Here is a 22,400-nt window from a genome sequence, read left to right on the forward strand (position 1 = left end):
GTTGGTTCCACGTGGGACTAATCTGCGTCGAAACAGTCAGTGCGTCGGATCCGCGCTCCACCCCGAGCGCCCACACTCCAGCCAGAAGGGAACCGCCGTGATCGTGAACACTGCCTCGCCATCCCCCCATGCTGCTTCGTCGACGTCACGTGCGCACGCGGCTTCCGCGTACCGGCATGACGAACTGGTGCAGGGACATCGTGTCGCGCCGGTCGATCGCGCGCTGCTCGATGCGTTCGACGCAATCGATCGGCCCGCGCTGCGCGCCTATCGCGTCGAACGGCTGCGGGCGCAATTGCGCAAGCACGACTACGCGGGCATGCTGCTGGCCGACCCGCTGAACATCCGCTACGCGACGGACACCAACAATCTCGGCCTGTGGGTCATGCATTCGCCGAGCCGCTATGTGTTCATCGCCACCGACGGCCCGCTCGTGCTGTTCGATTTCACGAGCAGCAAGCACAACAGCGAACACATCGAATCGATCGACGAGATCCGGCCGGCGACGCCGTGGATCTATTTCCTGGCCGGGCCGCGCGTCGAAGAGAAGGCCGATGCGTGGGCGCACGAGATCGCGGATCTGCTGCGCACGCACGGCGGCGGCAACATGCGGCTCGCCGTCGACCGCTGCGATCCGTGGGGCGCCGAACGGCTCACGCGGCTCGGCGTCCGGTTGTTCGACGCGCAGCCGCTGACCGAGCAGGCCCGGCTCGTGAAGGGGCCCGAGGAAATCGCGCAGCATCGCGTGTCGATGGGGGTGTGCGACCTGGGCATCGCGCGCATGCGCGAGGCGCTGCGCCCGGGCATTACCGAGAACCAGTTGTGGAGCGTCTTTCACGAGACCAACATCGCGCACGGCGGCGAGTGGGCGGAAAGCCGGCTGCTGTCGTCGGGGCCGCGCACCAATCCGTGGTTCCAGGATGCGACGAACCGCGTGATCGAGCCGGGCGACATGGTCAGCTTCGACACCGACATGGTCGGGCCCGGCGGCTACCTGTCCGACATTTCGCGCAGCTTCGTGTGCCCGGGGCGCGGCGTATCCGCGAACCAGCGCGATCTGCTCGGCTATGCGGAAGACCAGATCCGCCACAACGTCGGGCTGCTGCGCGCGGGCGTCACGTTCCGGGAGTTCGCCGAGCACTGCTGGCCCGTGCCCGAGCGTTACGTTCACAACCGCTACATGATGATGTTGCACGGTGTCGGGCTGGTCGACGAATACCCGAGCGTCGCGTATGCGGTCGATTTCGATGCGTGGGGGTATGACGGCACGTTCGAGGAAAACATGGTCGTATCGGTCGAAAGCTACATCGGCGTGCAGGGCGGCGCCGAAGGCGTGAAGCTCGAGGAGCAGGTGCTGATCACGTCGACCGGCGCGATCCCGCTGTCGGCCACGCCGCTGGTAGCGGACCGCGATGCGTGAGCCGGCGGCGCGCAGGCTCTCGACAGCAGCCATCGATTGCGACATTGCAAGCCCTGACATGACAAGCCCGTTTCCCATGATCGAATCCAGTCCGTTGCCACAACTGATCTCCGCTGACGCGGTATTGAGCCGTGTGCCGCCCACGCACATGGTCGATGCGCTGGAGGCCGCCCACCGGCACGCCTATGCGCCGCTCGCGCGTCTGCACACGAGCGTGCCGCGCGATGCGCGCGACGACGGCGAGATGCTGATCTGGCTCGGCGGCGCGCACGACGGCACGGTCGGCACGAAAGTCGTGTCGATCTCGCCCGACAACAGCCGGCGCGCGGCCGGCTCGGGCGACAACTGGCATGCGGCCGTGCTGTTGTGCGATCCCGCAGACGGCCGGTTTCGCTCGATCATCGTCGGCAACGCGTTCACCCGCTACAAGACTGCGGCCGACTCGGCGCTCGGTGCGCGCCTGCTCGCGCGGCGCGCGCCGCGGACGTTGACGATCATCGGCGCGGGCGCGCAGGCGGCGACGCACCTGCGCGTGATGGTGGCCGAATTCCCGACGCTGCGCCGGATCGACGTGTGGAACCGCAACCACGAACGCGCGGTGCGGCTCGTCGCGCAGGCGGCGGGCGACGCGCCCGGCGCCGACGTGCGTGCCGTCGAGCAGCTCGAACGCAGCGTTCGCGATGCCGACCTCGTCGTCTGCGTGACGTCGTCGACGTCACCGGTGCTCGATGGCGCATGGTTGCGCGCCGGCTGTCATGTCGACCTGGTCGGCGGCTACACGCCGTCGATGCGCGAAGCGAACGACACGGCGCTGCTGCGCTCGCGCATCTACGTCGATCATCGCGCGCTTGTGACCGAACACTGCGGCGACATTCGCCAGCCGCTCGAAGCCGGCGTGATCGACCCGACCGACATCGAGGGCGATCTGTTCGACCTGTGCGGTGGCCGCGCGGCGGGGCGGCAGCACGATGCCGACATCACGTTGTTCAAGAACGGCGGTGGCGGTCATCTGGACCTGATGTTTGCCGACTGGCTGAGCCGCCGGTGCGCCGCACCGGCTGACGGCTGCATGTTGTCCGATCGTTGACCTGATGGAGCTGCCTGCGATGAAAGATACCGGCCTTGCGTCCGAGCACGACGATGACGAAACGCGCGATGATGCGACGGGCGCCGACGCGGTGTTCGACGCCGTCGTCACGAACGGCCCGCTGAACGATGCATGGCGGCTGACGCTGTGGTCGAACTACTACACCGAACCGGTGTTCGCGGAGATGATGCAGACGTTCGACGTCAGTCGCGACGAATTCAACGTGCTGGCCTGCCTGTCGAGTGCCGGCGCGATGACGGCCAAGCAGATCTGCGAAGTGACGGGGCGGCCGAAAAACAGCATCAGCCGCGCGGTGAACCGGCTCGCGGAGCGCCGGATGATCCGGCGCAAGACCAACCAGGACGATCGGCGCGAGATCCGGCTCGCGCTGAACGACAGCGGCCACCGGCTTTACGAACGCGTGCTGCCCGTCGCGCTCGACCGGCAGACGCTGATGCTGCGCGCGCTCGATGCCGACGACCGTGCGGTGCTCGATCGCATCCTGAACAAGCTGATGGGCATGCGTCACGCGTGGTAAGCGCAATGACGCCGCGGTAGCCCGAATGTACGTGGGCTCGCGCTCGAGTTGATGCGTGTCGCGCAAGACCTGATGCAAAACGATCGCTTGAGCCCGGGATATTGGATGCGTTCAATATAGGTAATCGAATTATATCGGTGTACTGAGTAAATAAAAGACGAATCGCAGGTCAAGAACGCGTTCCGATCCGGGCGCGACGACGGTCGATCGATCTGGAGAATCGACTTGAAAGCCATCGACGGAGAAGCTTCCATGAACAGCATTGTCGCCCCACCCCTGCAGGCCGAGCCCGGCGCGACGCAGGCCGTCCATCCCGGCATGCAGCCGATCCTGTGCGTCGACGGCGTCGGCAAGACGTTCGGCGCACACCGCGTGCTGCAGGACGTCAGCTTCTCGATGAATGCCGGCGAAGTGATCGCGATCATCGGCCCGAGCGGGTCGGGCAAGAGCACGCTGCTTCGCTGCATCAACCAGCTCGAACCGCCGACCGAAGGCCGCGTGACGATCGGCGACGTGACGATCGAGGCGAACCACGCACCCGCGCGCCGCGAACTCGTGACGTTGCGCCGCCGGATCGGCATGGTGTTCCAGTCGTTCAACCTGTTCCCGCATCTGACGGTGCTGCGCAACGTCAGCCTCGCGCAGGAGCGCACGATGGGCCGCAGCCGCGCGGACGCCGACCGGCGCTCGATGGAACTGCTCGAGCGGGTCGGCCTCGCGAGCAAGGCCGATCAGTTTCCGGTGCGCTGTTCGGGCGGCCAGCAGCAGCGCATCGCGATCGCCCGCGCGCTCGCGCTCGAACCCGAAATCATGCTGTTCGACGAGCCGACGTCGGCGCTCGACCCGGAACTCGGCCTCGAAGTGCTCGCGGTGATGAACGAGCTCGCGACGTCCGGGATGACGATGATCGTGGTCACGCACGAGATGCATTTCGCGGAGAGCGTGTCCGATCGCGTGATCATCATGGCGGACGGGCGGATTCTCGAAGCCGGGCCTAGCGAGGCCGTGATGCGCCACCCGCGAACGGAGCGCGCCGCGAAATTCCTGAGCGCCGTGAGGGACCGCTGAATGATCGACCACCTTTCCGCCATTCTCGCCGGCGTCCCGTGGACGATCGCGCTGACGCTGACGGTCTTTGCGATCGGCGCGGTGCTCGGGATGCCGCTCTGTGCGCTGCGCGGCGCCCGGAATCCGGTCGTGCGTGCGCTCGCGACCGCGTTCGTCGTCGGTTGCCGGTCGGTGCCGCCGATCGTGTGGCTGTTCTTCGTGTTCTTCGGGATCGGCAACGACCTGCTGCCGCTCAATCCGTTCACGGCGGCCGCGCTCGGCCTCGGCCTCGTGACCGCGGCCAATCTGTCCGAGGTCTACCGCGGCGCGTTGACGGCGATCCACCCGGGGCAGTACGAAGCGGCGAAAGTGCTGAACCTCACGCGTGCGCAGCAGTTTCGCGACGTGATTTTCCCGCAGATGGTGCGCATCGCGCTGCCGACCGCGGCGACTTACCTGATCGGCCTGCTGAAGGATTCGGCCGTCGCGTCGACGATCGGCGTCGGCGAGCTCGCGTTCCAGGCCTATCACGTGTCGCAGCAGACGTTTCGCGGACTGGGCGTCTATGCCGCCGCTGCGCTGCTGTACATCGCCCTCAGCATCCCGGTCGCATGGTTGTCGCGCTGGGCCGATCTTCACCTTCGTTCGCGGGTGTCGCGATGAGCTCCATGATCGATCTCTGGCAATCCTGGCTGCCCGACCTGCTCGGCGGCTACCGTCTGTCGCTCGAAGTCACCGCGCTGAGCCTCGCGATCGGCATTCCGCTCGGCCTCGTGCTCGCGCTGTGCGTGTCGATGAAGCCGAAGGCGATCCGCGTTTCCGCGCTGGTGTTCGTCGAGATCGGACGCGGCGCGCCGGCGCTGATCCTGCTGCAGTTCTTCTACTTCGGGTTGCCGAATGCAGGGCTGACGCTATCGTCGTTCCTGTCCGCCGTGGTGGCGCTGGCGTGCTGCACCGGCGCTTACACGAGCGAAATCATTCGCGCCGGCTTCGACGCCGTGCCGCACGGACAGAAGGAAGCGGCCGCGGTGATCGGGCTCAACGCGGTCGATGCGCTGCGCTTCGTGATCGTGCCGCAGGGCCTGCGCGTCGCGCTGCCGGCATTGCTTGGTTTCTCGATCATGATGCTGCAGGCGACGTCGCTGTGCTTCACGATCGCGCTGCCCGAACTCGTCAGCCGCGCTTCGAGCATCGGTTCGTCGACGTTCGAATACATGCCGGTGCTCCTGCTCGCGGGCCTGATGTTCGCGCTGATCTGCGTGCCGGCGACCTTCGCCGTATCCGCACTCGAACGCCGCCTGGGACGGCACGCGGTTCGCTGAATTCGTTGCTTTCGTTTGCCGGTTTCCGGCGTTTTTTCAACCTGCCACGCTGTTTCGGGGAAATTCTCATGACATCACCCATGCGTCGCCTTTCGCTCGCGCTCGTCGGCCTGTGTCTTACGGGCCTCGGCGCAACCGCCCACGCACAGTCCTGCAAGCCTGCGCACCAGTTCGAGACGATCCGGCCCGGCACGCTGTCGGTTGCCGTGTGGGATTTCCCGCCTTATTCGATACCGGCCGGCGCGAATGACCTCAAGGGCGTCGACGGCGAAATCGTCAAGCAGATCGCCGCGCGGGAGTGCCTGAAGATTGCGGTGTCCGTCATCGATCCGGCTGCCGTGGTGCAGTCCGTCGTGTCGCGCCGGGCCGACATCGGCCTCGGCGACTGGTATCGCACGGCCGATCGCGCGAAGGTGCTCGGCCTGAGCGATCCGTTGTATCTCGACCAGATGGCGGTGATCTCGAAGCAGGGCGTCGACACCGTCGAGAGTATCGTCGGCAAGCGGGTCGGCACGGTGCAGGGCTACCTGTGGACCGGGAATCTGCAGAAACTGCTCGGCAGCGCGCTGGTCGTCTACCCGAACCCCGTCGCGATGGCGCAGGATCTGGCCGCGGGCCGGATCGACGTCGGCACCGACAGCTATGCGGTGTCGAAATACAACCAGGCGAAGGGCGGCTATGCGTCGATGAAGATCATGCTCGTGAAGCCCGATCCGCGCGTGCCTGCGTCGCTCGAACCGGGGCAGACGGCGCTGCTCTTCACGAAGACGAATGCCGCGCTCGGCGCCGCGCTCAGCGCCAATATCGACGCAATGCGCCAGTCGGGGGAGATTGCCCGAATCCTCAAGACCTACGGCCTGTCGACCTCGGCTGCCGACGTGGGCGCGCCGCGGATCATCCAGTGACCGGAACGGACATGCCGGTGCCGCAACACAGTTGCGTCGCGTCCCGCATGGTGCGCGGCGCGGCGCGGTGAAGACCGGCTGATTCGCGCACGACGGCCGGATCCAGGGCGACAGGCGGTGCGCTCGCCCTGGACCAGACGCTTCATCAACGCTTGAATCGACACACGTTACAGAAGACCAACCTAATCATCAAAAGAAATCAGGATACCAAATGAACAAGACGATATGGCGCCTGTCCGGCTCGATGGTCATGACGTCGGCATGCGTCGTTTGCCCGGTCGTCGCGCATGCGCAGTCGACCGTCACGCTGTACGGCGTGATCGACGAGGGCATCGACTACACGAACAACAGCGGCGGAAAATCGCTGTGGCACATGCAGGACGGCACCTACGACGGCATCTACGGAAGCCGGTGGGGGCTGAAGGGCAGCGAGGATCTCGGTGGCGGCCTGTCGGCGATCTTCAAGCTCGAATCCGGGTTCAGCGCGGAGAACGGGCAGATGCGGCAGGGCGGCCGCCTGTTCGGCCGGCAGGCGTACGTCGGCTTGTCGGATACGCGGTTCGGCACGCTGACGTTCGGCCGCCAGTACGATTCGATCGTGGACTACCTGCAGCCGTTGACGGCGCCCGGCCAGTTCGGCGGGCCGTTCGTGCATGCCGGCGACATCGACAATACCGACAACTCGTTTCGCGTCGACAACGCGATCAAGTATGCGAGCCCGAGCTTCGGCGGCCTGACGTTCGGCGGCATGTACTCGTTCACGAACTCGACCGCGTCGGGGCGCGGCACGACCGGGATGTGGAGCGTCGGCGCGAGTTATTCGATCGCGTCGTTCAACGTCGCGGCCGCTTACCTGTACGCGAAGAATCCGGCGCTGCTGTTCACGGACGGCGATTTCGTGTCCAACACGACGGGCCCGGCGATCGGCGCATCCGGGCCGTTCAGCTATATCGGCAATCCGGCCAACGAGCAGGTGGTGGGTGCGGCGGCCAGCTATGCGTTCGGCCATGCGACGGTCGGGCTCGACTTTACCGATACGCGCTTCGAGCGCGCGAACGGCACGACGTCGACGGTCCGCTTCGACAACTATGAAGTCTGGGCGCGCTATGCGCTGACCGCCGCGTGGTCGGTTGGTGGCGCCTATACGTATACGCACGGGCATGTCGGCTACTCGGATGCCGCACCGATCTACCATCAGGCCGGCCTGACGACGTCGTACGCGCTGTCGAAGCGCACGGCGGTTTATGCGATGGGCGTCTACCAGCGCGCGGGCGGTGCGGCGGCGCAGGCCGCGATTTTCGATGGCGTGGTCGGCAACGCGTCGAGCAACAATCATCAGATCGCGTTGCGGATCGGGATGTATCACCTGTTCTAAACCTCATGGGGCGGGCGGCGAGCGCCGGCCCCAACATTTTGGCGGATAAGCGATGAGAATTCTGGTACCGGTGAAACGAGTGGTCGATTACAACGTGAAGGTCCGCGTGAAGTCGGACAACACGGGCGTCGACATCGCGAACGTGAAGATGTCGATAAACCCGTTCGACGAAATCGCGGTGGAAGAAGCCGTGCGCCTGAAGGAGGCGGGTGTCGCGACCGAAGTGATCGCGGTGTCGGTGGGGGTGACGCAAGCGCAGGAAACGCTGCGTACGGCGCTGGCGATCGGCGCGGATCGCGCGATCCTCGTCGAAGCGCATGACGGCGTCGAGCCGCTTGGCGTCGCGAAGGTGCTGAAGGCGCTGGTCGACAAGGAGCAGCCGCAGTTGGTGATCCTCGGCAAGCAGGCGATCGACGACGATTCGAACCAGACCGGCCAGATGCTGGCTGCGCTGGCAGGCCTGCCGCAAGCGACGTTCGCGTCGAAGGTGACGATTGCAGACGGCAAGGCGACGGTTGCACGTGAAGTTGACGGCGGTGCGGAAACGCTCTCGCTTCAACTGCCCGCCGTCGTCACCACGGATCTACGCCTGAACGAGCCGCGCTACGTGACGCTGCCGAACATCATGAAGGCAAAGAAGAAGCCGCTGGAAACCGTCAAGCCGGAAGACCTGGGCGTGGACGTCACGCCGCGCCTGAAGACGCTGAAGGTGGTCGAGCCGCCGAAGCGCGCAGCCGGCGTGAAGGTGCCGGACGTGAAGACGCTGGTCGAGAAGCTGAAGACCGAAGCCAAGGTGCTGTAAGAGGGAGCGGAAAGAAATGACGATTCTGGTGATTGCAGAACACGACAACGCGTCGATCAAGGCCGCGACGCTGAACACGGTGGCAGCGGCGGCCGAGGTTGGCAAATTCGTCGGCGGTGACATTCACGTGCTGGTCGCGGGCCACAACGCGCAAGCGGCGGCCGACGCAGCGGCGAAGATCGCAGGTGTTTCGAAGGTGCTGCTGGCCGACGCGCCGCAACTGGCCGCAGGCCTGGCGGAAAACGTCGAAGCCACCGCGCTGAACATCGCGAAGGACTATTCGCACATCCTCGCGCCGGCGACGGTGTACGGCAAGAACATCGCGCCGCGCATCGCCGCGAAGCTGGACGTCGCGCAGATTTCGGACATCACGGCAGTCGATTCGGCCGACACGTTCGAGCGTCCGATCTATGCAGGCAACGCGATCGCGACGGTGCAGTCGAGCGACCCGATCAAGGTCATCACGGTACGTGCAACGGGCTTCGATCCAGTTGCAGCGGAAGGCGGTAGCGCATCGATCGAGAAGATCGACGCAGCGCCCGACGCGGGGATTTCGCAGTTCCTGAGCCGTGAAGTGACGAAGCTGGACCGTCCGGAACTCACCAGCGCGAAGATCATCGTGTCGGGCGGCCGCGGTCTGGGCAGCGGCGAGAACTACACGAAGGTGCTGGAGCCGCTGGCGGACAAGCTGTCGGCAGCACTCGGCGCATCGCGCGCGGCAGTCGACGCCGGCTACGTGCCGAACGACTACCAGGTCGGCCAGACCGGCAAGATCGTCGCACCGCAGCTGTACATCGCGGTCGGCATCTCGGGTGCGATCCAGCACCTGGCCGGCATGAAGGATTCGAAGGTGATCGTCGCGATCAACAAGGATCCGGAGGCGCCGATCTTCAGCGTGGCCGACTACGGCCTCGTCGGCGATCTGTTCGTCGAGCTGCCCGGAATCGTGGCCGCCTTGTAGCATGGCTGACTCACACCGGCCGCCACCACTCGCGAGCGCTCCGGGCGCGTTGCGGGAAGCGCGCAGGCAGGCAGCGCTCGTCGCGAACTCCGACGACGCTGCCGTATGGCGCTGGTTTTCGTCGCTGATGGACGACCGCCGGGTCCGCTGGTGTCACGCGACAGACCGATGGTTCGTCAGCGTCGACAACCGGCACGTGGCAACCGAGCCGAGCTTCGACAGTGCGATTCGCTCCGCCAAGGTGGCGGTGGAGCGACGGCACATATCGCAGATCGGCCGGACGACGCGCCAACAGCGAAACCTGTAACGCGACGTCGTTGCGCTCGGCATGACGCTGACGGGCCGCATCCGGTTTTCGGTCGTGCCGGGCATGCCGCCCGTCGAATCCGTGTGCACGACACCGGTCGGCCCGTGAGCGACAGCAGGGAGCGGCTCAGCCGGCATGCGGGCAGCGGCCGCCTGATCGGTCCGGGTTGCGGGCACGCCCGTCTACAGACCGTCGGGCTGCCGGACTGCGCGCGTGACGGTCGGCCTTTGGTTGACGGCGCAGCTTTCACGACAAAACCCGGGTGGACGACGAAGAAGGCGTTTGTCGGGTATCGGACGGCGTCAACCTGACCGAACGCCGCCCTCCGGCCCTTTTGGCATGGACAGGCGACCACAGTCCCCATTTCTGAAAAGCGCGGGGCCTGACGTTTTCGTCCTCGTGCGCCGAGCTTCGCCCGGCAGATTTCTCCCAAATGCGTCACAAGTCATTCATCTGATGAAAAATCCCCGGCAGTTCCCGGTATGATGCGCACCTTGCGCATGAAATTGATGCGCCGTTGATGCGCACGCCGCGCCCAAACCGCCCGGTGCAAGATCGAAAGATTCTGTAATATAAAATCCGTATACTCGTAATTTCTGATCCAGGCGCCGCCTGCCTCCGTGCCAGGCCGACCGCTCACGCAGAACAACCAGATTCGTCGCCGCCCGGCCGTCCCGCGCCGCGACATGCTATGCACCACCACTGAACAATCTATGTCTTCCCGCCACCCTGGTCCGCCCGGCCGTGCCGCGGCGGTGATCGCCCGTGTCTCGACGCTGATCCGCAACGAGCGCGTGCTGTCGCCGCTGCTCGCGCTCGGCATCGGCCTGCTGCTGATCGTGGTTTTCCAGCACCTGTCGGAATCCGTCGACTACCGGTCGGTGATCCGCCAGCTGCGCCAGATGTCCGTCGGCGAGTGGGGCGCGTCGCTTGCCGCGACGGCGCTCAGCTATCTCGCGCTCGTCGCCCGCGATGCGGTCGGCCTGCGCTACGTCGCCGCGAAAGTGCCGCGCGCCGCGCTGTGGATCGGCGCGATCGCCGGCTCCGCGCTCGGCAATGCCACCGGCTTCGGCGCGCTGACGGGCGGCGCGGTGCGCGCGCGCGTGTACGGTGTGTCGGGCGTCACGCCCGCGCAGATCGGCCGCATGACGGTATTCACCAGCGGCACGCTCGCGCTCGCACTGGTGCTGATGACGGCCGTCGGCATGGTCTGCGTACCGCAGACGCTCGCCGCGATGCTGCATGTCGCGCCCGGCGTGCTCATGTGGGGCGGCGCCGCGCTGCTCGTGGTGCTGGCCGCGATCACCGCGATGTGCGGCCACACCGCGCGCCCGGTCGTCACGCGCTTCAAATGGTTGTCGTTCGACGTGCCGGCGCGGCGCGACCTCGTCGCGCAGGTCGTTTATGCGGTCATGGACGTCGTGGCCGCCGGCCTGACGCTGTGGGTGTTGCTGCCGGCCGCACCGGTCGGTTTCCCGACCTTCATCACCGTGTACGCGGCCGCGCTGCTGCTCGGGATGATCGGCCATACGCCGGGCGGGATCGGCGTGTTCGAAGCCGCGATGGTCTTCACGCTGGGCCGCGAAGTGCCCGCGCACGCGATGGTCGCCGCGCTGATCGCGTACCGCGCGATCTACTTCGGCGTGCCGCTCGTGCTGTCGGCCGGCCTGCTGGCCGGTTTCGAAGGCCGCGCGCTGCGCCGTCGGCTCGTATCGCGGCAGGCCGCGCGCGTGTCGCAACTGGCGCCGCTGTTCCTGAGTCTCCTGACCTTCGCGGTCGGCGGGATGCTGGTGATTTCGAGTGCGACGCCGGCGTTCTGGCACCGGATTGCGATCCTGCGCAATATCGTGCCGCTGTGGGTGCTCGAAGGCTCGCAGGTGATCTGCAGCGTGCTGGGTGTCGCGCTGCTGTTCGTCGCGCGCGGGCTGCTGCGCCGTCTGGACGGCGCCTGGTGGATGACCTTCGCGCTGACGCTCGCGAGCCTCGCGCTGTCGCTGGCCAAGGGCCTCGCATTCGTCGAGGCCGGCGTGCTCGGCACGCTGCTGGTGCTGCTGCTCGTCAGCCGCCGCCGCTTCAACCGCCATTCGTCGCTGCTCGCCGAGCGCTTCACGGTGAGCTGGTTCGTGTCGGTGACGATGGTGCTCATTCTCGCCGTGTGGGTGCTGTGCTTCGCGTTCCGCGACGTGCCGTACACGCGCGATCTGTGGTCGCATTTCTCGTTCGACGCGCGCGCGCCGCGGGCGCTGCGCGCAACGCTGGCGGCCGGTGTGTTCGTCGCGATGTTCGCGTTGTGGCAATTGCTGCGTCCGGCGCCCGGCCGGTTCGTGAAGCCGGTCGCGCAGGACCTGCTCGACGCGGAGCAGATCATCCGCGCACAGGAATGCAGCGATGCAGGCCTCGCGCTGATGGGCGACAAGTCGTTCCTGTTTTCCGAATCGCGCCGCGCGTTCCTGATGTACGCGAAAAACGGCCGTACCTGGGCTGCGCTGCACGACCCGGTCGGCCCGCGTGAGGAATGGCCGGCGCTGATCAGCAAGTTCATCGCGCTGGCGCACGCGCACAGCGGTCGCGCGGCGTTCTACCAGGTGCGCGCCAATGCGCTGCCGCTGTATCTCGACGCCGGGCTCACGCTGATGAAGCTCGGTGAGGAAGCCCATATCGCGCTCGACCGGTTCGACCTGAAGGGTTCGAACCGGTCGCACCTGCGCTACGCACTGCGCCGCGGCGACAAGGACGCGCTGACGGTCGAGGTGATCGCGCCGTCCGAGGTGCCGGCCGCGCTGCCGTCGCTGCGCGGCATCTCCGATGGCTGGCTCGACAGCCGCGACGCGCGCGAGAAGAGCTTCTCGGTGGCCGCGTTCCATGACGGCTATCTGGCGACGCAGTCGGTGATGCTGGTGCGCCAGGCCGACAAGCCGATCGCGTTCGTCACGTTCATGACGACCGACCTCAACACCGAGGCGACGGTCGGCGTGATGCGTCATCTGCCGGATGCGTCGCCGTATGCGATGGAGTATCTGTTTACGCAGCTCGCGCTGCATCTGAAGGAAGCGGGGTTCCGCAAGCTGAGCCTGGGCATCGCGCCGTTCTCGGGGATGGGGGCGGCGAAGATGCCGTCGCCGTGGCACCGGTTCGGCTTGATGGTCTGGCGCTTCGGCGGCCGCTTCTACAACTTCCGTGGCTTGCGTGCATTCAAAAGCAAGTTCGAGCCGCACTGGGAGCCGCGTTATCTCGCGGCCTCGGGCTCGGTCGGCGTGTTCGTCACGCTCGCGGATCTGTCCCTGCTGGCTGGAGGTCGGCGTTCATGATGTTTAAGAAGGGTATCGCGCAGGCGGTTGTCGCCTGCGCGGGAATGATGCTGGCCGGCGCCGCGCTCGCGGCGCAGCCGGCGGCGACGAAACCGGAAACCGTGTCGGGCGGCCGCTACGGCCCCGTGACCGTGACGAAGCCGAGCGGCCCGCTGCGCGGCTTCGTCGTGCTGTTCTCGCGCGAACGCGGCTGGGGCGCCGCCGACCAGCAGGCGGCCGACGCGCTCGCGAAAGCGGGCGCGATGACGGTCGGCGTCGATTCGGAGCGCTATGCGGCGAACCTCGCCGCGAAGCAGGAAACCTGTCACCACCTCGACGGCGACGCCGAGGCGGTCAGCCACCAGCTCGAGCGCCTCGCGCAATCGGCACGCTATTACACGCCGATCGTCGCGGGCGTGGGCCAGGGCGGCACGATCGCGAAACAGATCCTGTCGATGGCGCCGGAGAACACGATCGCCGGCGTCGTGTCGGTCGCCCCGGCGGCGAAGCTCGATGCGCGCTTCAAGCCGTGCCCGCCCGATCCGACGATCGTGCGCCGCGCGATGCCGGGCTTCGTCGAAACGGCCACGGCCGGTGATGGCGCGAAGCTCGTGTCGCTTGTCACGTCGCACCTGCATGACACCAGCAGCAGCGACGAGCTCGACGTGTCGGACCTGCCGCTCGTCGAGCTGCCGGCCAAGGGCGGCAGCGACCGCCTCGCGATCGTGATCTCGGGCGACGGCGGCTGGCGCGATCTCGACAAGACGATCGCCGAGGCGCTGCAGCGCGACGGCGTGTCGGTGGTCGGCATCGACAGCCTGCGCTACTTCTGGAGCGAGCAGTCGCCCGCGCAGGTGAGCCGCGACCTGGCGCGCGTGATGCGCACGTACATGGCGCGCTGGCATGCGAACCGCGTCGCGCTGGTCGGCTACTCGTTCGGTGCGGACGTGATGCCGTTCGCGTACAACCGGCTGCCGGCCGACCTGCGCGACAAGGTCGCGGTGATGTCGCTGCTCGGTTTCGCGCCGTCGGCGGACTTCCAGATCCGCGTGACGGGCTGGCTCGGGATGCCGGCGAGCGACAAGGCGATGAAGGTCGCGCCGGAAATGGCGAAGGTGCCGCCGCAGCTCGTGCAGTGCTTCTACGGCGCGGAAGAGAAGGACACGATGTGCCCCGCGCTTGCGAACACCGGTGCCGACGTGATCAAGACGGGTGGCGATCACCACTTCGGCCACGACTACATCGCGCTCGAGAAGAAGATCCTCGGCGGGTTCGGCAAGCCGGTGGCGGCGCGCTGAACGGCGGCGCCCGCTTCTCGGCGGGCGCGGCGCTTGCGGTTCATCGAACGGGCGGCCTGCGGGCCGCCCGTTTCATTTGTCCGCCTGGATCGCGGCGTCCTGCCGCGGTGTTGCCGTTCTCGCATCGCGCTGGTAGAAGCCCGGAAACCGGTCGAGCTGCCGGCGCGCGGCCGCGATGTCCGCATCGGCGCCGAGCACCGCGCTCGAAAACCCGGTGCGCTCCATCAGCAGCAACTGGTCGATCAGCACCTCGCCGGTCGCGCGCAGGTCACCGGCGAAGCCGAAGCGCTTGCGCAGCAGGTACGCCTGGCTGTACGCGCGGCCGTCGGTGAACGACGGGAAGTGCAGGTCGATGCGGGCGGCCTGCGCGATCCGTTCGGCGAGCGGCGGCAGTTCCTCGTCGTTGCCGATCGTCAGGGGTGTCAGCGTCGTCGCTGTCGCGGTGTCGGGCGCGTTCCCGTCGGCGGCGTGTTCGGCGGGCGTCAGCAGCCGGATGCGTGCGTTCGCGAGCGCGTTCTTTGTTTCGTCGGTCGGGTTCATGCGTGTTCCGCCTGATGACGTGCGTCGTTCGCTGCGGCCTTGAAGGGCTCGGCGCCGATGCGGCGCACCGTGTCGATGAATCGTTCGCTGCGGCCGTCGACATCGAGCCGCGCATCGAGATACGCGTTGACGAGCGCATCCAGGACATCGACGACCTCGTCCGCCGAGAACGACGGGCCGATCACCTTGCCCGGCCGCGCGGGGCCGCTCGCGGTCGAGCCGTCGGAGCCGCCGAGCGTGACCTGGTACCACTCCGCGCCGTCCTTGTCGACGCCGAGGATGCCGATGTGGCCGCTGTGATGGTGGCCGCACGAGTTGATGCAGCCGCTGATGTGCAGGTCGATGTCGCCGACGTCGTGCAGCATGTCGAGATCCTGGAACCGTTCGGCGATCGCGTCGGCGATCGGAATCGAGCGCGCGTTCGCGAGCGCGCAGAAGTCGCCGCCGGGGCACGCGATCATGTCGGTCAGGAGTCCGACGTTCGCGCTGGCGAGTCCGATCGCGCGCGCGTGTTCCCACAGCAGGAACAGGTCGTCGACGTGCACCCACGGCAGCACCACGTTCTGCGCATGCGTGACGCGCGCCTCGCCGGCGGAGAAGCGGTCGGCGAGTTCGGCGAGCGCGTCGAGCTGTTCCGGCGATGCGTCGCCGGGCGCCTGCAGGCGGCGCTTGAACGACAGCGTGACGATGCGCAACGCAGGGTCGCGGTGGGCGGCGACGTTGCGCGCGAGCCAGCGGGCGAAGGCCGGATGGCGGCCGGCGTGCGCGGACATGCGCGCATCGGCGTCGTCCAGGTCGAGCGTGCGCGGCTTCAGGCGCGGCGGCACGAACGATGCCGCGATGCGGTCGAACTCGGCCTGCGGGATCGTGTGCGGGCCGCCGTCATGCTCGACGATCTGGCGGAATTCTTCCTCGACGTCGTCGATATAGCGCTGCCCCTCGGTCTTCACGAGGATCTTGATGCGCGCCTTGTACTTGTTGTCGCGCCGTCCGTAGCGGTTGTACACGCGGACGATCGCCTCGATGTAGTTCATCACGTGCTGCCACGGCAGGAACGCGCGCAGCAGCGTCGCGATCACCGGCGTGCGGCCCATGCCGCCGCCGGCGCTCACGCGAAAGCCGAGCTCGCCCGCGTCGTTGCGCACGAGCTTCAGCCCGACGTCGTGCCAGTCGGTCGCCGCGCGGTCTTCGTCCGCGCCGGTGATCGCGATCTTGAACTTGCGCGGCAGGAACGCGAATTCCGGATGCAGCGTCGTCCACTGGCGCATCACTTCGGCGAACGGCCGCGGATCGGCGATCTCGTCGGGCGCGACGCCCGCGCGCTCGTCGCACGAGATGTTGCGGATGCAATTGCCGCTCGTCTGGATCCCGTGCATGTCGACGGTCGCGAGCAGGTCCATCACGTCGGCTGCCTTCGCGAGCGGAATCCAGTTGAACTGCACGTTGGTGCGGGTCGTGAAGTGCGCGTTGCGGGTCGGCAGGCGCAGCGTGCCGAGCAACGCCTGCGCGTCGCAGGCGGCGCGATAGATGGCGTCGTCGGGCACGTCGTAGTCGCGTGCGATCCGTGCGAGCACGCGAAGCTGCGCGCTCGACAGCTCGCCGTACGGCACGGCGACGCGCAGCATCGGCGCATGGCGCTGCACGTACCAGCCGTTCTGCAGGCGCAACGGCCGGAACGCGTCCTCGCTCAGCGTGCCGTGCTGCCAGCGCTCGAGCTGGTCGCGGAACTGGGCGGCGCGGCTGTGCACGAGCGCCCGGTCGAATTCGGTATATCGGTACATGACGTGATACGCGAGATGAGTGGCGGCGCAGGGGGCGCGCGCCGCTCGGGAGGGGACGTTGCGACGGATGTCAGGCAACTGGAGACAGCGTAGGGAACGCGGGGCGGCGGGACAAGCAGCAGATCGGGACGAAAAGGGCGCAGCAGATCGGTGGGGCAGGCGTCGAGGCGGGCATGCGTTGCGCATGCCCGCGCCGGGTTCATGCCTGCGCGTCGACGACGAGCGCCGGATTCAGCGCGCGGATCCGTTGGTCGATGAAGTAGCCGCCGCCTTCCTGATAGCGCAGGAACAGCCGGCCGCACGTCACGCAGCGGCTGACGTTGCAGCGGTTGTACGGGAAATGGCGCAGCGCGATCGGCGCGTCGTCCGACCAGTAGCGCGTGCCGGCCGGATGGTATTCGTCGTAGCAAGGCTCCGCGTCGCCGGGCGGTGCGAGCGTCGCCACTTCGACGAGCTGGGTGTCCTGCAGCGACAGCGGCAGGCTCGTCCAGCCGGCAAGCGAGGTCTTCGTGCAGGTGCACGGTTGCGTGACGCCGGCTGCTTCGGCGGTGAGCTTCAGCAGCGCGGCGTGATCGAGGAAGGGCAATGCGCTCATGGGATGCGTCGAAGGAGCGAAGGGGTTTGCAATGTAACCTGTGTTCGCGTCGGCTGCATGGCAGCGCGTGGCGTGCGGGTCAGCCGGCCTTGCGCACTGCCGGTTCGGCGACCAGTTCGCCGAGCACGCGGATCGCGCGTTCGATGTCGCGGCTCCACGGATGGCCGAAGTTCACGCGCACGCAGCGCTCGAAGCCGTGCGCGGCCGAGAACAGCGGCCCCGGCGCGAAGCTGATGCCGCGTGCGATCGCCTGGCGATGCAGTTCCATCGCATCGATCGCATCCGGAAACGACAGCCACAGGAAATAGCCGCCGTCGGGCTGCACCCACTCGACGCCGGCCGGCAGCCAGCGCCGCAGCGCGTCGTCCATGCGTGCGAGCTGTGTCTGCAGCGCGCCGCGCAGCTTGCGCAGGTGGCGATCGTAGCCGCCATGCTCCAGGTAGTTGGCGATGCCGGCCTGCGCGGGGATGCTCGCCGACAACGTCGTCATCAGCTTGAGCCGCTGCACCTTCTCTGCGAAACGGCCGGCGGCGGCCCAGCCGATCCGGTAGCCGGGTGCGAGCGTCTTCGAGAACGAACTGCAGTGCATCACGAGGCCGTGCTGGTCGAACGCACGCGCGGGCAGCGGGTAGTCGGGGCCGAAATGCAGCTCGCCGTACACGTCGTCCTCGATCAGCGGCACGTTGCGCGCGGCAAGCAGGTCCACGAGCGCGCGCTTCTTGTCGACGGACAGCGTGACGCCGGTCGGGTTCTGGAAGTTGGTCATGAACCAGCACGCGCGGATGTCGTGCCGGTCGAGCGCCTTCGCGAGCGCATCGAGATCGAGGCCGGTACGCGGATCGACGGGGATCTCGACTGCGCGCAGGTCGAGCCGCTCGATCGCCTGCAGCGCCGCATAGAAGCCGGGCGATTCGACGGCCACGACGTCGCCGGGCCGCGTGACGGCCATCAGGCACAGGTTCAGCGCTTCGAGCGCGCCGTTCGTGACGACGATCTCGTCGACGGGCTGCGCGACGCCGGTCGCGAGATAACGCCGCGCGATCTGCTGCCGCAGCGCCTCGTTGCCGGGCGGCAGGTCGACGACCGTGCTCCACGGGCTGACGAGCCGCGTCGCTTGCGCGAGCGACTTCGCGAGGCGCGGCAGCGGAAACAGCTGCGGCGCCGGGAACGCGGAACCGAGCGGCACGATGCCGGGCTGCGTCGCGGCATCGAGCACCGAGAACACCAGATCGCTGATGTCGACCTTGCGGGTGGCGCCAGCGCGGCTCGCGCGCCGTTTCGCGGGCGGGTTCGCTGCCGGGCCGGCGCCCGGCGCGACGTAATAGCCGGAGCGTTCGCGCGCACGGATCAGCCCCCACTGTTCGAGCAGGTAGTACGCGCGAAATACCGTCGACTGGCTCACGCCGTGTTGCGCGATGATCTGCCGCAGCGACGGCAGGCGCGTGCCGACCGCGAGGTTGCCGTTGCGGATTTCGTCGGCGATCGTATGGGCGAGGGTTTCGTAGCGTTTCATCGGCGCAGGCGGAGCAGGTGTGCGCCGCGCGCGGGGCCGGTGCGGCGCCGCGCCCGCGGGCGCGGCTCATTGTCCGACGAGCGGCCCGAAAAGGAAAGCGCGACGGCCGCGGCCGGTCGCGCGTTCCCGATGCGGCCGCTGCGCGCGCCGCGTCAGGCCGCGTTCGGCTCTGCGTTGGGTCCGTTCGTGCCGTCGCGCAGGGCCGGCAGCGGCTCGACCTTGCCGACGATGAACAGGTACGACAGCGCGCCGACCACGCACAGCGCGCCGGCGACGGCGAGCGGTACGGCGAACGAGCCCTTCGTGATCGACAGCATCACGCCCGTGAACGTCGTGATGAAGATGCCCGCGAGATTGCCTGCGAAGTTCCGGATGCCGCCCAGCGACGCGACGTGCGCGGGCGTCGGCGCGACTTCGCCGACCAGCGTCCACACGTTCGCACCGGCGAACGACAGGCTGGCATAGGCGAGCGCGAACAGCGCGAGGCAGGCCCAGACGTTCTCGACGAACGCGGACAGCGCGATCGACGATGACAGCAGCATGCCGAGCACGAGGCAGGTCTTGCGCGCGGCGGTGGCGCTCCAGCCGCGCCGGAACAGGCGGTCCGACACGTAGCCGCCGAGCCAGCCGCCGGGAATCGCGAGCAGCGCGGGCAGCATGCCCCACGTACCGAGCGAGGCGAGCGAGAAGCCGCGCGATTGCAGCAGGTAGCTCGGGAACCACGTGATGAAGAAGTAGATCGCGAAGTTCAGGCAGAACAGGCCGATCATCATCCCCCACACGGTGCGGTAGCGGAACAGGTCGAGTCACGACACCTGCGGGCCGTCGGTTGCGCCCGCAACGGCCGGTGCGCCGCGCTGGGCCAGTAGTGCGTCGACGGCGTCCGGCGCGATCGCGCGATAGCGTTCCGGGTCGCGATAGATGAATCACCACGCGAGCGCCCACGCGATGCCGAGTGCGCCCGTGATCGCGAACGAGCCGCGCCAGCCGCGACGCCGAAGCCGCGGACCGCTCCTATATCGGCCTTGCGCGGGAGATTCACGCGATGGTGGCGACTGGCGCATTCGAAGCCGGCGCGCGGCTGCCGTCGGAGCGCAGCCTGGCCGACCAGTTCGGCGTGAGCCGCACGCAGGTGCGCGAGGCGATCATCGCGCTCGAGGTGCAGGGAATCGTCGAGGTGCGGGCCGGCTCGGGCATCTATGTGTCGGCGGCCGATGCCGCGCGCCCGGTGACGTTCGAGGTGCCGCGCGGTCCGGGCAGGCAACCTTCCGCTTCGCGCCGGGTGCCGTTCACGAACCTTCGAACAGCGCGACATTGGCGTCGTACGCGCGCTGCTGCCGGGCGTACGCGTCGTCGAGGTGCTCGTGCAGCGCACGTTCGGCCGCGTCGGCATCGTGACGTTCGAGTGCCTCGAGCAGCTTCTGGTGCTGTGCGAGCGTGACTTCGCCGACCACCGGGTCGCGCACGGTCACATGCCGCACGCGGTCGATCGGCGCGCGCACGATTTCGACGAGCTGCTGCACGCGCGGCAGCCGCGCGGCCGCGCTGACGGTCGCATGAAACGCGTTGTCGCACGCGATCGCGGCGACCGCGTTGCCGCGCGCGATCGCGCGCCGGTGCGCTTCCTGGATGTCGTGCAGCTGCTCGAGCTCGCGCGCGCTGATGATCTCGGCCGCGCGGCGGATCGCGGCGGTTTCCAGCACCTTGCGGATCAGGGCGCTCTCGGCGAACTGTTCGCGCTTCACCGGCGCGACGAAGGTGCCCGACTGCGCGGCGATCAGCACGAGTTCCTCGCGCGCAAGCTGCAGCAGGGCCTCGCGCACGGGCGTGCGCGACACGCCGAGCGCTTCGGCGATCGCACGTTCATAGATCACGTCGTTCGGGTGCAGCGTCATCGTCACGATCGCGTCGCGCAGCAGCGCGTGAATCTGCACGGACAGCGCCTTCGAGCGGTCCAGCGCGAAGGCGGCAGGGATCAGGCGGGCGATGAAGGCGTCCTGGACGGTGGGTTCTGACTTCATAAATCGGCAAGAGGGTGGCAGGCAGCTGGCACGCATGCGCGCCGCACTCCGATGCGGGCGGGCAGGTACCGGTCGATCAGTATATTAGTGCACGAATCGTTTTCGGCAGGTCGCACGGCAATTCGATAGGCCGGCCCGGTCCTGACGGACGGGTTTACCCCGGTGACGACGGCAGGCTGCATCTCTATAATCGCCAACTAATATATTAGTTGGCCGGCTTGTGAAGGAAAGCACGGCCGGCGACCATCCCCTCAGGAGACAGGCATGCATATCGAAGATTCCGCCGGACCACGCCAGACGGCCCATGCCCCGGCGGCCGCGCCAACCGCCGTGCGCTGGCGGATTTTCTGGCTGCTGCTGTTGCTGTCGTCGATCAATTACATCGATCGCGCGTCGCTGTCGGTCGCGCTGCCGATCATCTCGACCGAATTCAGCCTGTCGCCAGCGATGGAGGGCGTGTTGCTGAGCGCGTTCTTCTGGACCTACGCGCTGATGCAGATTCCGAGCGGGCTGCTGGTCGACCGCTTCAAGGCGCGCACGATCGTCGGCCTCGCCACGATCGGGTGGGGCGCATGCCAGGCGGTCGCGGCCGCCTGCTTCAGCTGGGTGCCGCTGCTGCTGACGCGGCTCGGGCTCGGCATCGCCGAATCGCCGATCATGCCCGCCGGCGCGAAGCTCGCGGGCTCGTGGCTCACACCGTCCGAACGCGGTCGCGGCGCGGCGCTGCTCGACGGCGGTGCGCCGCTCGGCTCGGCGTGCGGCGCGATCATCATCACCGCGCTGATCGCAGGCCTCGGCTCGTGGCGGCTGGCCTTCGTCGTCGCGGGCGTGGGCACGATCGTGGTCGGCACCGCGGCGTGGTGGTACATCCGCAATCACCCGTCGGAGCATGCGGGCGTGAATGCGGCCGAACTGGAGCACGTGACCGCGCATGCGGCGGCGGCGCGCACGGGCGAGCCGAAGCCGAGCGTGCCGTTCCGCGAACTGCTGCGCGACCGCTCCGTGCTGTTCATGTTCGCGAGCTGGGCCTGCTACAACAGCGTGTTCTACGGGCTGATGACGTGGATGCCGAGCTACCTGCACAAGGCGCACGGCTTCGACCTGAAGCAGATGGGCGGCGCGACGTTCATCATCTTCATGTGCGGCTTCATTGGCGAGCTGTTCGGCGGCTGGGTCGCCGACAAATGGCGCGCGGCCGGCGGCGCCCCGAACCGCGTGATGCGCTCGATGTTCTCGGTCGCGGGTTTCGTCTCCGCCGCGGCGATTCTCGCGGTGAGCTTCGCGACGGGGCTCGTCAGCGTCGTCGTGCTGCTGTCGATCGCGCTGTTCTTCATTCGCTGGTGCGGGATGTTCTGGGGCGTGCCCGCCACGCTCGGCGGCCAGTCCCGTGCGGGCCTGCTGGCCGGTGCGATGAACTTCAGCGGCAACATCGTCGGCGTCATCGTGCCGATCCTGATCGGCCTCATCGTGCAATTCACCGGCACCTATTTCCTCGCGCTGATGTTCTTCGTCGTGGCCGCATTCGGCCTGGCGGTCTGCGCGAGCCTCATCGACTACCGCGACCGCGGCCTCGACTGATGCCCGTCGCCTGATCCAACCGG

General features: G+C 67.6%; 19 protein-coding genes and 2 pseudogenes. 15 read left to right on the forward strand and 6 right to left on the reverse strand.

Translation table 11 applies throughout. From position 1 onward, the window contains the following. The first annotated feature begins 97 nt into the window (after nt 1-97). The 13 genes from GEM_RS19620 (at nt 98) to GEM_RS19680 (ending at nt 14,349) form a co-directional block, all read left to right on the forward strand. A complete protein-coding gene (locus tag GEM_RS19620) occupies nt 98-1,420 on the forward strand; it encodes a M24 family metallopeptidase (RefSeq protein ID WP_014899120.1) in 1,323 nt (440 codons plus the stop codon). A 76-nt stretch (nt 1,421-1,496) separates the two neighbouring features. Then, nucleotides 1,497-2,507 carry an ornithine cyclodeaminase family protein gene (locus GEM_RS19625; protein ID WP_014899121.1) on the forward strand — a complete coding sequence of 337 codons (1,011 nt, stop codon included), beginning with the start codon at nt 1,497-1,499 and terminating at the stop codon, nt 2,505-2,507. Between the two features lie 19 nt (nt 2,508-2,526). Continuing rightward, entirely contained in the window at nt 2,527-3,045 is a 519-nt protein-coding gene (locus GEM_RS19630; RefSeq protein WP_014899122.1) for a MarR family winged helix-turn-helix transcriptional regulator, read from the forward strand. Nucleotides 3,046-3,297: 252 nt separating this feature from the next. Then, nucleotides 3,298-4,113 carry an amino acid ABC transporter ATP-binding protein gene (locus tag GEM_RS19635; RefSeq protein ID WP_014899123.1) on the forward strand — a complete coding sequence of 272 codons (816 nt, stop codon included), beginning with the start codon at nt 3,298-3,300 and terminating at the stop codon, nt 4,111-4,113. Beyond that, on the forward strand, nt 4,114-4,755 hold the full coding sequence (locus GEM_RS19640) for an amino acid ABC transporter permease (RefSeq protein WP_014899124.1): 642 nt from the start codon (nt 4,114-4,116) through the stop codon (nt 4,753-4,755). Further along, nucleotides 4,752-5,414: an amino acid ABC transporter permease gene (locus tag GEM_RS19645; RefSeq protein ID WP_014899125.1), complete on the forward strand. Its 663-nt coding sequence runs from the start codon at nt 4,752-4,754 to the stop codon at nt 5,412-5,414. The genes GEM_RS19640 and GEM_RS19645 overlap by 4 nt, the downstream gene beginning before the upstream one ends. Before the next feature lie 80 nt (nt 5,415-5,494). Next, entirely contained in the window at nt 5,495-6,319 is an 825-nt protein-coding gene (locus tag GEM_RS19650; protein ID WP_148283868.1) for a substrate-binding periplasmic protein, read from the forward strand. Between the two features lie 211 nt (nt 6,320-6,530). Further along, nucleotides 6,531-7,694, forward strand: a complete 1,164-nt coding sequence (locus GEM_RS19655) for a porin (RefSeq protein WP_014899127.1) — start codon at nt 6,531-6,533, stop codon at nt 7,692-7,694. 52 nt (nt 7,695-7,746) lie between these two features. Continuing rightward, nucleotides 7,747-8,496, forward strand: a complete 750-nt coding sequence (locus tag GEM_RS19660; RefSeq protein WP_014899128.1) for an electron transfer flavoprotein subunit beta/FixA family protein — start codon at nt 7,747-7,749, stop codon at nt 8,494-8,496. Between the two features lie 16 nt (nt 8,497-8,512). Next, nucleotides 8,513-9,457 (forward strand): electron transfer flavoprotein subunit alpha/FixB family protein, encoded by a 945-nt coding sequence (locus tag GEM_RS19665; RefSeq protein ID WP_014899129.1) that lies wholly within the window; start codon nt 8,513-8,515, stop codon nt 9,455-9,457. Between the two features lies 1 nt (nt 9,458). After that, on the forward strand, nt 9,459-9,764 hold the full coding sequence (locus GEM_RS19670) for a hypothetical protein (protein ID WP_051138006.1): 306 nt from the start codon (nt 9,459-9,461) through the stop codon (nt 9,762-9,764). Between the two features lie 713 nt (nt 9,765-10,477). Beyond that, nucleotides 10,478-13,072 (forward strand): bifunctional lysylphosphatidylglycerol flippase/synthetase MprF, encoded by a 2,595-nt coding sequence (gene mprF, locus GEM_RS19675; protein WP_014899130.1) that lies wholly within the window; start codon nt 10,478-10,480, stop codon nt 13,070-13,072. Continuing rightward, complete coding sequence (locus GEM_RS19680) at nt 13,069-14,349, forward strand: virulence factor family protein (RefSeq protein ID WP_014899131.1); 1,281 nt, start codon at nt 13,069-13,071, stop codon at nt 14,347-14,349. Before mprF ends, GEM_RS19680 begins: the two co-directional genes overlap by 4 nt. 72 nt (nt 14,350-14,421) lie before the next feature. Here GEM_RS19680 and GEM_RS19685 read toward each other — a convergent pair whose 3' ends face one another. The 5 genes and pseudogenes from GEM_RS19685 to GEM_RS19705 form a co-directional block, all read right to left on the reverse strand. After that, nucleotides 14,422-14,889 carry a DUF934 domain-containing protein gene (locus tag GEM_RS19685; RefSeq protein WP_014899132.1) on the reverse strand — a complete coding sequence of 156 codons (468 nt, stop codon included), beginning with the start codon at nt 14,887-14,889 and terminating at the stop codon, nt 14,422-14,424. Continuing rightward, on the reverse strand, nt 14,886-16,670 hold the full coding sequence (locus tag GEM_RS19690) for a nitrite/sulfite reductase (protein ID WP_014899133.1): 1,785 nt from the start codon (nt 16,668-16,670) through the stop codon (nt 14,886-14,888). The genes GEM_RS19685 and GEM_RS19690 overlap by 4 nt, the downstream gene beginning before the upstream one ends. A gap of 199 nt (nt 16,671-16,869) precedes the next feature. Next, nucleotides 16,870-17,265 (reverse strand): hypothetical protein, encoded by a 396-nt coding sequence (locus GEM_RS19695; RefSeq protein WP_014899134.1) that lies wholly within the window; start codon nt 17,263-17,265, stop codon nt 16,870-16,872. A gap of 79 nt (nt 17,266-17,344) precedes the next feature. Further along, nucleotides 17,345-18,778 carry a PLP-dependent aminotransferase family protein gene (locus GEM_RS19700; protein WP_014899135.1) on the reverse strand — a complete coding sequence of 478 codons (1,434 nt, stop codon included), beginning with the start codon at nt 18,776-18,778 and terminating at the stop codon, nt 17,345-17,347. A 152-nt stretch (nt 18,779-18,930) separates the two neighbouring features. Continuing rightward, nucleotides 18,931-19,767: pseudogene (locus GEM_RS19705) on the reverse strand (MFS transporter); the annotation flags it as partial. Between the two features lie 29 nt (nt 19,768-19,796). On the opposite strand from GEM_RS19705, the pseudogene GEM_RS30280 reads away from it, so the two are divergent. Next, nucleotides 19,797-20,036, forward strand: a pseudogene (locus GEM_RS30280) (FadR/GntR family transcriptional regulator); the annotation flags it as partial. Between the two features lie 31 nt (nt 20,037-20,067). Here GEM_RS30280 and GEM_RS19710 read toward each other — a convergent pair. Beyond that, complete coding sequence (locus tag GEM_RS19710) at nt 20,068-20,799, reverse strand: GntR family transcriptional regulator (RefSeq protein ID WP_148283869.1); 732 nt, start codon at nt 20,797-20,799, stop codon at nt 20,068-20,070. A 264-nt stretch (nt 20,800-21,063) separates the two neighbouring features. On the opposite strand from GEM_RS19710, the gene GEM_RS19715 reads away from it, so the two are divergent. Then, the gene (locus tag GEM_RS19715) at nt 21,064-22,377 is read left to right on the forward strand and encodes an MFS transporter (protein ID WP_014899138.1); all 1,314 of its coding nucleotides are present in this window, start codon (nt 21,064-21,066) and stop codon (nt 22,375-22,377) included. Nucleotides 22,378-22,400 lie beyond the last annotated feature (23 nt).

This window comes from Burkholderia cepacia GG4, assembly GCF_000292915.1.
In the GTDB taxonomy this organism is placed as follows: Bacteria; Pseudomonadota; Gammaproteobacteria; order Burkholderiales; family Burkholderiaceae; genus Burkholderia; species Burkholderia cepacia_D.

Excerpts from the sequence above, each read along its gene's own strand:
- GEM_RS19625 (WP_014899121.1), top strand. The coding sequence starts at position 1,497 with ATGATCGAATCCAGTCCGTTGCCACAACTGATCTCCGCTGACGCGGTA.
- GEM_RS19630 (WP_014899122.1), top strand. The coding sequence starts at position 2,527 with ATGAAAGATACCGGCCTTGCGTCCGAGCACGACGATGACGAAACGCGC.
- GEM_RS19635 (WP_014899123.1), top strand. The coding sequence starts at position 3,298 with ATGAACAGCATTGTCGCCCCACCCCTGCAGGCCGAGCCCGGCGCGACG.
- GEM_RS19640 (WP_014899124.1), top strand. The coding sequence starts at position 4,114 with ATGATCGACCACCTTTCCGCCATTCTCGCCGGCGTCCCGTGGACGATC.
- GEM_RS19645 (WP_014899125.1), top strand. The coding sequence starts at position 4,752 with ATGAGCTCCATGATCGATCTCTGGCAATCCTGGCTGCCCGACCTGCTC.
- GEM_RS19650 (WP_148283868.1), top strand. The coding sequence starts at position 5,495 with ATGCGTCGCCTTTCGCTCGCGCTCGTCGGCCTGTGTCTTACGGGCCTC.
- GEM_RS19655 (WP_014899127.1), top strand. The coding sequence starts at position 6,531 with ATGAACAAGACGATATGGCGCCTGTCCGGCTCGATGGTCATGACGTCG.
- GEM_RS19660 (WP_014899128.1), top strand. The coding sequence starts at position 7,747 with ATGAGAATTCTGGTACCGGTGAAACGAGTGGTCGATTACAACGTGAAG.
- GEM_RS19665 (WP_014899129.1), top strand. The coding sequence starts at position 8,513 with ATGACGATTCTGGTGATTGCAGAACACGACAACGCGTCGATCAAGGCC.
- GEM_RS19670 (WP_051138006.1), top strand. The coding sequence starts at position 9,459 with ATGGCTGACTCACACCGGCCGCCACCACTCGCGAGCGCTCCGGGCGCG.
- mprF (WP_014899130.1), top strand. The coding sequence starts at position 10,478 with ATGTCTTCCCGCCACCCTGGTCCGCCCGGCCGTGCCGCGGCGGTGATC.
- GEM_RS19680 (WP_014899131.1), top strand. The coding sequence starts at position 13,069 with ATGATGTTTAAGAAGGGTATCGCGCAGGCGGTTGTCGCCTGCGCGGGA.
- GEM_RS19685 (WP_014899132.1), bottom strand. The coding sequence starts at position 14,889 with ATGAACCCGACCGACGAAACAAAGAACGCGCTCGCGAACGCACGCATC.
- GEM_RS19690 (WP_014899133.1), bottom strand. The coding sequence starts at position 16,670 with ATGTACCGATATACCGAATTCGACCGGGCGCTCGTGCACAGCCGCGCC.
- GEM_RS19695 (WP_014899134.1), bottom strand. The coding sequence starts at position 17,265 with ATGAGCGCATTGCCCTTCCTCGATCACGCCGCGCTGCTGAAGCTCACC.
- GEM_RS19700 (WP_014899135.1), bottom strand. The coding sequence starts at position 18,778 with ATGAAACGCTACGAAACCCTCGCCCATACGATCGCCGACGAAATCCGC.
- GEM_RS19710 (WP_148283869.1), bottom strand. The coding sequence starts at position 20,799 with ATGAAGTCAGAACCCACCGTCCAGGACGCCTTCATCGCCCGCCTGATC.
- GEM_RS19715 (WP_014899138.1), top strand. The coding sequence starts at position 21,064 with ATGCATATCGAAGATTCCGCCGGACCACGCCAGACGGCCCATGCCCCG.